Annotated in this window: 9 protein-coding genes; 7 read left to right on the plus strand and 2 right to left on the minus strand. The window is 75.0% G+C overall.

What is annotated here, in order from left to right:
- A partial coding sequence (locus L1885_RS17660) for an HTTM domain-containing protein (RefSeq protein WP_505016780.1) occupies window positions 1–745 on the plus strand: 745 nt, incomplete at its 5' end.
- The gene (locus L1885_RS17665; protein WP_235798094.1) at window positions 742–1,572 is read left to right on the plus strand and encodes a TrmH family RNA methyltransferase; all 831 of its coding nucleotides are present in this window, start codon (window positions 742–744) and stop codon (window positions 1,570–1,572) included. The genes L1885_RS17660 and L1885_RS17665, both read left to right, overlap by 4 nt.
- 22 nt (window positions 1,573–1,594) lie before the next feature.
- Here L1885_RS17665 and paaN read toward each other — a convergent pair whose 3' ends face one another.
- A complete protein-coding gene (gene paaN, locus L1885_RS17670; protein WP_235798095.1) occupies window positions 1,595–3,289 on the minus strand; it encodes a phenylacetic acid degradation protein PaaN in 1,695 nt (564 codons plus the stop codon).
- Window positions 3,290–3,444: 155 nt separating this feature from the next.
- Between paaN and L1885_RS17675 the strand changes: the two genes are divergently transcribed.
- Together L1885_RS17675 and L1885_RS17680 are read left to right on the plus strand one after the other, a co-directional pair.
- Window positions 3,445–5,049 carry a 3-hydroxyacyl-CoA dehydrogenase gene (locus tag L1885_RS17675; RefSeq protein ID WP_235798096.1) on the plus strand — a complete coding sequence of 535 codons (1,605 nt, stop codon included), beginning with the start codon at window positions 3,445–3,447 and terminating at the stop codon, window positions 5,047–5,049.
- Window positions 5,046–5,648, plus strand: a complete 603-nt coding sequence (locus L1885_RS17680; RefSeq protein ID WP_235798097.1) for a TetR/AcrR family transcriptional regulator — start codon at window positions 5,046–5,048, stop codon at window positions 5,646–5,648. Before L1885_RS17675 ends, L1885_RS17680 begins: the two co-directional genes overlap by 4 nt.
- Window positions 5,649–5,750: 102 nt before the next feature.
- Here the strand turns inward: L1885_RS17680 and L1885_RS17685 are convergent, their stop codons facing one another.
- Entirely contained in the window at window positions 5,751–6,281 is a 531-nt protein-coding gene (locus L1885_RS17685; protein WP_235798098.1) for an Lrp/AsnC family transcriptional regulator, read from the minus strand.
- Between the two features lie 228 nt (window positions 6,282–6,509).
- Here L1885_RS17685 and pdhA point away from each other — a divergent pair, with 228 nt between their 5' ends.
- The 3 genes from pdhA to L1885_RS17700 form a co-directional block, all read left to right on the plus strand.
- Window positions 6,510–7,709: a pyruvate dehydrogenase (acetyl-transferring) E1 component subunit alpha gene (gene pdhA, locus L1885_RS17690; protein WP_235798099.1), complete on the plus strand. Its 1,200-nt coding sequence runs from the start codon at window positions 6,510–6,512 to the stop codon at window positions 7,707–7,709.
- A complete protein-coding gene (locus L1885_RS17695; protein ID WP_235798100.1) occupies window positions 7,706–8,722 on the plus strand; it encodes an alpha-ketoacid dehydrogenase subunit beta in 1,017 nt (338 codons plus the stop codon). Before pdhA ends, L1885_RS17695 begins: the two co-directional genes overlap by 4 nt.
- A partial coding sequence (locus L1885_RS17700; RefSeq protein WP_308117343.1) for a biotin/lipoyl-containing protein occupies window positions 8,722–9,098 on the plus strand: 377 nt, incomplete at its 3' end. The genes L1885_RS17695 and L1885_RS17700, both read left to right, overlap by 1 nt.

Genomic DNA, 9,098 nt, shown 5'->3' on the forward strand with positions numbered 1-9,098 from the left:
CGGCCGCGGCGGCGCGTTCGGCGCGGAGCGCGCGGGGGGCCGCGGGCGCGGTGGGCGGACCGGCCCCGTGCTGTGGGTCGTGTTCGGCGCCCTGCTCGGCCTCGGCGCGCTCACCGGGCCCGGGCACGTGCAGCTGTGGATGCAGCTCCTGCTGTGGGGCGCCTGGCTGCTCCAGGGCCTGTGGTGGACCGTGGAGCGCCGCGCGCCGCAGGGCCCCGGCCGGGCCCTGCTCGACGTGCTCGCGAACGTCGTGCACAACACGGCCCTCGTCGTGATCGCCGTCGAGGTCTGCCTGATCTACGCGACGGCCGGCTGGTACAAGATCCAGGGGTCGCGCTGGGAGGACGGCACCGCGCTGTTCTACCCGCTCAAGCTCGACTACTTCACGCCCTGGCCGATGATCTCCGACCTGCTCGCGGCGAGCAGCCTCTTCGTCCTGGTCTTCAGCTACGGCACGGTCATGGTGCAGGTCGCGTTCCCGTTCACGCTGGTCAACCGGCGCGTCAAGAACGTGCTGCTGGTCGGGATGATGCTGGAGCACGCGGGCATCGCCGTCCTGCTCGGGCTGCCGTTCTTCTCCATGGCGATGATCACGGCCGACGCCGTCTTCCTGCCCACGGGCTTCCTGCTGTGGCTCGGGGGCCGGGTCGCGGCGGGCCGGGTCCGGCTCGGGGGGCGGCGGAGCGCGGCCCTGCCGGGCCAGCGCGGCGGGGCGCCAGAGGAGAGCCGTACCCTCGTCGGATGAGCAGCGAGAATCCGCCCGGCACGGCCCCGGAGCAGGCGGGGGCCGGTGTCCGGACCGGTGCGCCGGCGGGACCGGGCCCGGTCGGCGGCCCCGAGGCCCCGGAGGGCGGGCCCGGGTCCCGGGCGGCCGAGGAGGGGCCCCGGCGGGCGCCGGCGGGCGGGTCCGCGGCTGCCGAGGACGAACCCCTCCAGTACGACGAGGCGTTCGGCCCGGTCGTCGGCGTCGGGCCGCACCCCCGGCCCTGGCCGCGGGGCGAGCGCTGGGATCCCGAGCTGCTCGCCGCGGGCGACCGCCGCAACGTCGCCGACCGGTACCGCTACTGGCGGCGGGAGGCGATCGTCGCCGACCTCGACACGCGCCGGCACGACTTCCACGTCGCCGTCGAGAACTGGGGCCACGACTTCAACATCGGCTCCGTCGTGCGGACCGCGAACGCCTTCCTGGCGCGCGAGATCCACATCGTGGGCCGCCGCCGCTGGAACCGGCGGGGCGCGATGGTGACCGACCGCTACCAGCACGTGCGCCACCACCCCGACACGGCCTCGCTGACCGCCTGGGCGGCGGCCGAGGGGCTGCCGGTGATCGGCATCGACAACCTGCCCGGTGCCGTGCCTCTGGAGCGGACCGCGCTGCCGCGCCGCTGCGTGCTGCTCTTCGGCCAGGAGGGCCCCGGACTCACCGAGGAGGCGCGCGAGCACGCCCTGATGGTCTGCTCCATCGCCCAGTTCGGCTCGACGCGCTCCATCAACGCGGGCGCCGCGGCCGCGATCGCCATGCACGCGTGGATCCAGCGCCACGCCGACGTCCCGGCGCCGCCGGCCGGCTGACCGGCGGCCCCGCAGCGCGATGTCAGGCCGGGCGGCGCACCTCGACCGTGCGGAAGCGGTTCGCGACGAACGCCGCGTCGCACAGGGCCGCGTTGGCCGCCGGGTTGCCGCCCGAGCCGTGGAAGTCGGAGAACGCGGCGGTCTGGTTGACGAAGACGCCGCCCGTCAGGTTCAGCGACAGCTGCGCCGACTCCTCGAAGCAGACCTCCTCGACGGCGCTCTCCACGTCGGCCGAGGTCGTGTACGCGCCGACGGTCATGGCGCCCTTCTCGCGGACCGTGCGCCGCAGCAGGTCGAGCGCGTCGCGCGTCGAGTCGACGGCGACCGCGAACGACACCGGCCCGAAGCACTCGGCGAGGTAGGGCACCTCGCCGGCGCCGTCCCGGCCGGAGCGCGCGCCGTCCGCCTTCACGATCAGCGGGGTGCGCACCACGGCGTCCGGGTACTCCGGGTTGATCACCTCGCGCGAGGCGAGCGCCACCTCGCCCAGCTCCGCCGCGGCTTCCAGCCGGGCCTTCACGTCCGGGTTGACCAGCGCGCCGAGCAGCGCGCTCGCCCGGGCGTCGTCGCCGAGCAGCTTGTCGACCGCGCCCGCGAGGTCGCCGACGACCTCGTCGTAGGACTTGTGGCCGGCGTCGGTGTCGATGCCGTCGCGCGGGATGAGCAGGTTCTGCGGGGTGGTGCACATCTGGCCGCTGTAGAGCGAGAGCGAGAAGGCGAGATTGCCGAGCATGCCGCGGTAGTCGGCGGTGGAGTCGACGACGATCGTGTTCACGCCGGCCTTCTCGGTGTACACCTGCGCCTGCCGCGCGTTGGCCTCCAGCCAGTCGCCGAAGGCGGTCGAGCCCGTGTAGTCGATGATGCGGATCTCGGGGCGCACCGCGAGGTCCTTGGCGATCCCCTCCCCGGGCCGCTCCACCGCGAGCGCCACCAGGTTCGGGTCGAAGCCGGTCTCCGCCAGCACCTCGCGGGCGACGCGCACGGTCAGCGCCAGCGGCAGGACCGCGCGCGGGTGCGGCTTGACGAGCACCGGGTTGCCCGTCGCCAGGGAGGCGAACAGGCCGGGGTAGCCGTTCCACGTGGGGAAGGTGTTGCAGCCGACGAGCAGGGCGATGCCGCGCGGGACCGGCGTGAACGTCTTGTCCATCTCCAGGGGCTCGCGCTTGCCCTGCGGCTTGGACCAGCCGGCGCGGGCCGGGGTGCGCGTCTGCTCGTCGTAGGCGTACGCCACGGCCTCCAGGCCGCGGTCCTGCGCGTTGGCCCCGCCGGCCTGGAGCGCCATGACGAAGGCCTGGCCGCTGGTGTGCATCACGGCGTGCGCGAACTCGTGGGTGCGCGCGGAGATCCGCGCGAGGATCTCCAGGCAGACCAGCGCCCGGGTCTCGGCCCCCGCCCGCCGCCAGTCGGGCATGGCCGCGCGCATCGCCGGCAGCAGTGCGTCGAGGTCGGCATGCGGGTACTCGACGCCGAGTGCGGGGCCGTACGGTGACGTCTCGGCGCCCGTCCAGCCGTCCGAGCCGGGCTGGTCGAGCTCGAAGCGGGTGCCGCGCAGCGCCTGGAACGCGGCGAGCCCGTCGGCCGGCGCGCTCTCCCCGTAGGCCTTCGGGTGCTCGGGGTGGGGCGAGAAGTAGGCGCGGGTGCGGATCGCGTCGAGTGCCTGGTCGAGCGTCGCCCGCCGGGTCTCGGCGAGCTTCTGGACGCTGAGCTGCGCGGTCATGGTGGGACCAACTCCTCATCGAGCCGGGGGGCGGGCGCGAGCGTCCGCGCGAAGCCCGGGACACACGTGCACGGACAGGGTTACAGTAACCGAACGATCGGTCGGTTCAACAGGGCCGGGCGGATCTGTGGACAACCCCAGGGAGGACTGTGTCCATGGCAGCACTCGCGTTGAGCCGTCCCGTGGCGGTCGTCGGCACCGGCACCATGGGCCAGGGCATAGCCCAGGTCGCTGTGGCGGCCGGCCACCCCGTACGCCTGTACGACGCGGCTCCGGGGCGCGCCCGCGAAGCGGTGGACGGCGTCGCGGCCCGGCTCGGTCGGCTGGTCGAGAAGGGGAGGCTGACGGCCGGGGAGCGGGACGCCGCGGTGGGGCGGCTCACGGCGGTCGGCGACCTCTCCGGCCTCGCGGACTGCGGGCTCGTCGTGGAGGCCGTCCTGGAGGACGCGCCGGTCAAGCGCGACCTCTTCGCCGCGCTGGAGAAGCACGTCGCGGACGACTGCCTGCTCGCCACGAACACGTCCTCCCTGTCGGTCACGGAGATCGCGGGCGCGCTGCGCGTCCCCGGCCGTTTCGTGGGGCTGCACTTCTTCAACCCGGCCCCGCTGATGCCGCTGGTCGAGGTCGTCAGCGGCTTCGCCACCGACCCCGGGGCCGCCGACCTCGCCCACGCGACGGCGCTCGCCTGGGGCAAGACGCCGGTGCGCTGCTCGGACACCCCCGGCTTCGTCGTCAACCGCGTGGCGCGCCCCTTCTACGCGGAGGCCCTGCGCGTCACCGAGGAGCGGGTGGCCGACCCGGCGACGGTCGACGCGGTGCTGCGCGAGTCCGGCGGCTTCCGCATGGGCCCCTTCGAGCTGACCGACCTGATCGGCCAGGACGTCAACGAGGCGGTCACCCGGTCCGTGTGGGAGGCGTTCTTCCACGACCCGAAGTTCACCCCCTCCCTCGTCCAGCACCGGCTGGTGCAGGCGGGCCGCCTCGGCCGCAAGTCGGGGCAGGGCTGGTTCCCGTACGGGCCGGGCGCGGCGAAGCCGTCGCCGCGCACCGAGGCGCCCTGCCGGGCGCCCGCGGAGATCACCGTGACGGGCGACCTCGGTCCGGCCTCGGCGCTGCCCGGGCTGCTTCGCGAGGCGGGGGTCGCGGTGCGGGCGGCGGACCCGGCCGCCGGGCAGGCCGCCGGGCAGCACACCGACGGCGCGGGCCCCGGATCCGACGGGTACGCGGGAGCGGGCGAGGACGGCTGGAGCGCGGACGACGCCCCCTGGGGGTGGATCGGGCTGCCCGGCGGGACCCGGCTGCTGCCCGTCGACGGGATGTCGTCCGAGGCCCGCGGCGGCCCGAGCATCGCCTTCGACCTGGCCCTCGACTACCGCGCCTGCACGCGCGTCGCGCTCGCGCCCTCCGCGACCGCGGACGAGGCGGACGTCAGCGCCGCCGTCGGCCTCTTCCAGAAGGCCGGCAAGGAGGTCAGCGTCATCGGCGACGCCCCCGGGATGATCGTCGCGCGGACCGTCGTCCAGCTCGTCGACTTCGCGCTGGACGCCGCCGCCCGCGGCGTGGCCACCGAGGAGGACATCGACACCGCCATGAAGCTCGGCGTGAACTACCCGGCGGGGCCCGGCGAGTGGGCCCGCCGCCTCGGCGGCGCGTGGGTCTTCGCCGTGCTCGACCAGCTCAACACCGAGTACCCGGGCGGGCGCTACGCCCCCTCCCGCGCCCTGTCCCGGTACGCGGCGGCCTCGGGGACCGGCCGATGACCGCGCCCCGGCGCGACACGTACACGCCCGAGACGCTGCTGTCCGTCGCCGTGGCCGTGTTCAACGAGCGCGGCTACGACGGCACGTCGATGGAGCACCTCTCGAAGGCCGCCGGCATCTCCAAGTCGTCGATATACCACCACGTCGCGGGCAAGGAGGAGTTGCTGCGGCGGGCGGTCAGCAGGGCGCTCGACGGGCTGTTCGCCGTCCTCGACGAGCCGGGCGCCACGCACGGCCCCGCGCTCGCCCGCGTCGAGCACGTGACGCGCCGCATGGTCGAGGTGCTGACGGCGGAGCTGCCGTACGTGACGCTGCTGCTGCGGGTGCGGGGCAACACGCGCACGGAGCGCTGGGCGATGGAGCGGCGCCGCGAGTTCGACCAGCGCGTCGCCGAGCTGCTGAAGGCGGCCGTTGCCGACGGGGACCTGCGGGCCGACGTGGACACCCGGCTCGCGACCCGCCTGGTCTTCGGCATGGTCAACTCGCTGGTCGAGTGGTACCGGCCGCAGGCGGGCGGCGGCTACGACAGCACGCAGGTCGCGGACGCGGTCGTCCGGCTGGCCTTCGACGGCCTGCGGGTCCCGGGGGCCCGGGACTGAGGGGCGGGCGCGCGGGGCCCCGGTCCCCGGCGCGCCCCGCCCGGCGCTGGGGCCCCCTGCCCCTCCCGTGGATCGCCGCTCCCGCAGGGGCCCGGGCCGTCCCTAGTCCCGCGCCGCCGCGTCGGGGTCGGGCAGGTGCGGGCTGAGGTTGGTCTCCTCGAACACCAGCAGGGTGCGGGTCGAGAGCACCTCGGGGATGGCCTGGAGGCGGGTCAGCACCAGCTCCCGCAGCGTCCTGTTGTCGGGCGTGTGCACCAGCAGCAGGACGTCGAAGTCGCCCCCCACCAGCGCGATGTGGGCCGCGCCCGGCAGCTCCTCCAGCAGGCCGCGCACCGTGCGCCAGGAGTTCTGCACGATCTTCAGCGTGATGTACGCGGAGGTGCCCTGCCCCGCCCGCTCGTGGTCGACGCTGGCCGTGAAGCCGCGGATCACGCCGTCCTCGACCAGCCGGTTGATGCGGGCGTAGGCGTTGGCGCGCGAGATGTGTACGCGGTCGGCCACCGACCGGACCGAGGCGCGCCCGTCCGCCCGCAGGATGTCCAGGATGGCCCGGTCCACGGCGTCCAGCGGCCGCGCGGCGGGGACGCGCGGATCGGGGCGCCGGCCGCCCTCGTCGGCCATTTGTTCAGCCATCGTGCCTTCCCGCCTCCGTGCCGTGGACGACCTGCGTCCATCACAGATCCTGCCGAACCGTTTGTCCACAGGATGACGCCCCATGTAGCCAAAGTGCGCCGACGACCGAACAATCGGTAGGTGGGAGTCGCCAGGCACCGGGGCTCCGCCGTCCGCTGCCACGAGCCGTACGGGCACCAGTGCACCACCAGTGCGCCGGCGCACCAGTTCCCACAAGGAGGGGCACGCGTGAAGAAGAGCAGTACGCCGGTCAGGGACCCCGCCCGCAAGACGCCGCCCGCGGACGCCGCGGACCGGGCGCCCGCCCCCGCGCCGCCCCCCTGGCAGGTCGCCACGGACCCGGCGCCGCTGCTGCCCGACGAGCGGCCCTTCCGGGTGCTTGGCACCCCCGCCGAGGCCGCCGCCGACCCCGCGCTGCTGCTGCGGCTGTACGCCGACCTGGTGCGCGGCCGCAGATTCAACACGCAGGCCACGGCGCTGACCCGGCAGGGCAGGCTCGCCGTCTACCCGTCGAGCGCGGGCCAGGAGGCCTGCGAGGTCGCCGCCGCCGCCGTCCTCGCCGACCGGGACTGGCTCTTCCCCAGCTACCGCGACTCGCTCGCCGCCGTCGCACGCGGCGTCGACCCGGTGGAGGCCCTGACGCTGCTGCGCGGGGACCGGCACACCGGCTACGACCCGTACCGCTACCGCGTCGCCCCCCTCTCGACGCCGCTCGCCACCCAGCTGCCGCACGCCGTGGGCCTCGCGCACGCCGCCCGCATCAAGGGCGACGACGTGGTGGCGCTCGCCCTCGTCGGCGACGGCGGCACCAGCGAGGGCGACTTCCACGAGGCCATGAACTTCGCCGCGGTCTGGCGGGCCCCCGTGGTCTTCCTCGTGCAGAACAACGGCTTCGCCATCTCCGTGCCGCTCGCCAAGCAGAGCGCGGCCCCGACCCTCGCGCACAAGGCCGTCGGCTACGGCATGCCGGGGCGCCTCGTCGACGGCAACGACGTCGCGGCGGTCCACACCGTGCTGGACGAGGCCCTGCGCCGGGCCCGCACGGGCGGCGGCCCGACGCTGGTCGAGGCCGTCACGTACCGCGTCGACGCCCATACGAACGCGGACGACGCGACGCGCTACCGCGACGACGAGGAGGTCGAGGCGTGGCGCGCCTACGACCCGGTCCGGCTGCTGGAGGCCGCCCTGCGCGGCCGGGGCCTGCTGGACGACGGCGAGGTCGCCCGCGTGGCCGCGGATGCGGAGGACATGGCGGCGCGGCTGCGGGAGCGGATGAACACCGACCCGGTGCTCGACCCGATGGACCTGTTCGCGCAGGTCTACGCGGAGCGGACGGACCAGCTTGAGGAGCAAGCCCGGCTGCTGCGTGCGGAACTGGACGCGGAAGCCGGAGCGGCCGGCACGAGCGGCCGGGAGGACGCGCGATGACGACGGTGGCCCAGCGGCCGGGGGCGAAGCCCGCCACGATGGCACAGGCGCTGCAGCGGGCGCTGCGCGATGCGATGGCCGAGGACCCCGCGGTCCACGTGATGGGCGAGGACGTCGGCACGCTCGGCGGCGTCTTCCGCATCACGGACGGCCTGGCCGCGGAGTTCGGCGACGAGCGCTGCACGGACACCCCGCTCGCCGAGGCGGGCATCCTCGGCACGGCGGTCGGCATGGCCATGTACGGCCTGCGGCCGGTCGTGGAGATGCAGTTCGACGCGTTCGCCTACCCGTCGTTCGAGCAGCTCGTCAGCCACGTGGCGAAGATGCGCAACCGCACGGGCGGCGCGATGCCGATGCCGCTGACGATCCGCATCCCCTACGGCGGCGGGATCGGCGGCGTCGAGCACCACAGCGACTCGTCCGAGGCCTACTACATGGCCACGCCGGGGCTGCACGTGTACACCCCGGCGACGGTCGAGGACGCCTACGGCATGCTGCGCGCGGCCATCGCCTCCGACGACCCGGTCGTCTTCCTGGAGCCCAAGCGGCTCTACTGGTCGAAGGCGCCCTGGTCGCCCGACGCGCCGGCCGCCGTCGAGCCCGCGGGCCGGGCCGTCGTGCGGCGCCCCGGCTCCAGCGCCACGCTGATCACGTACGGGCCGAGCCTGCCGGTGTGCCTGGAGGCGGCCGAGGCCGCCCGGGCCGAGGGCTGGGACCTCGAAGTGGTCGACCTCAGGTCGCTGGTGCCGTTCGACGACGAGACCGTGGTGCGCTCCGTGCGGCGCACGGGACGCGCCGTGGTGGTCCACGAGTCGACCGGCTTCGGCGGCCCCGGGGGCGAGATCGCGGCCCGGGTGAGCGAGCGGTGCTTCCACCATCTGGAGGCCCCTGTCCTGCGCGTGGCGGGATTCGACATCCCCTATCCGCCGCCCATGCAGGAGAGGCACCATCTTCCCGGGGTGGACCGGGTGCTGGACGCGGTCGCGCGACTCCAGTGGGAGGCGGAGAGCTGATGGCCCAGGTGCTGGAGTTCAAGCTGCCCGACCTCGGTGAGGGTCTGACCGAGGCGGAGATCGTCCAGTGGCTGGTGGCCGTCGGCGACGTGGTCGCCGTGGACCAGCCCGTGGTCGAGGTGGAGACGGCGAAGGCGCGGGTGGAGGTGCCCTGCCCGTACGGCGGGGTGGTGACCGCGCGCTTCGGCGAGGAGGGCACCGAGCTGCCGGTCGGGGCGGCCCTGCTGACCGTCGCGGTCGGCGGGGACGGCACCGGCGGCGGCACGGCGCCCGTCTCGGGCGCGGCGCCGCTCGACGAGACCGCGGGCGGCGCGTCCGCGCCCGCGGAGGGCGGCGACACCTCGGGCAACGTGCTCGTCGGCTACGGCACGGCGGC

The sequence above is a fragment of the Streptomyces fuscigenes genome, assembly GCF_021556455.1.
GTDB lineage: Bacteria > Actinomycetota > Actinomycetes > Streptomycetales > Streptomycetaceae > Streptomyces > Streptomyces fuscigenes.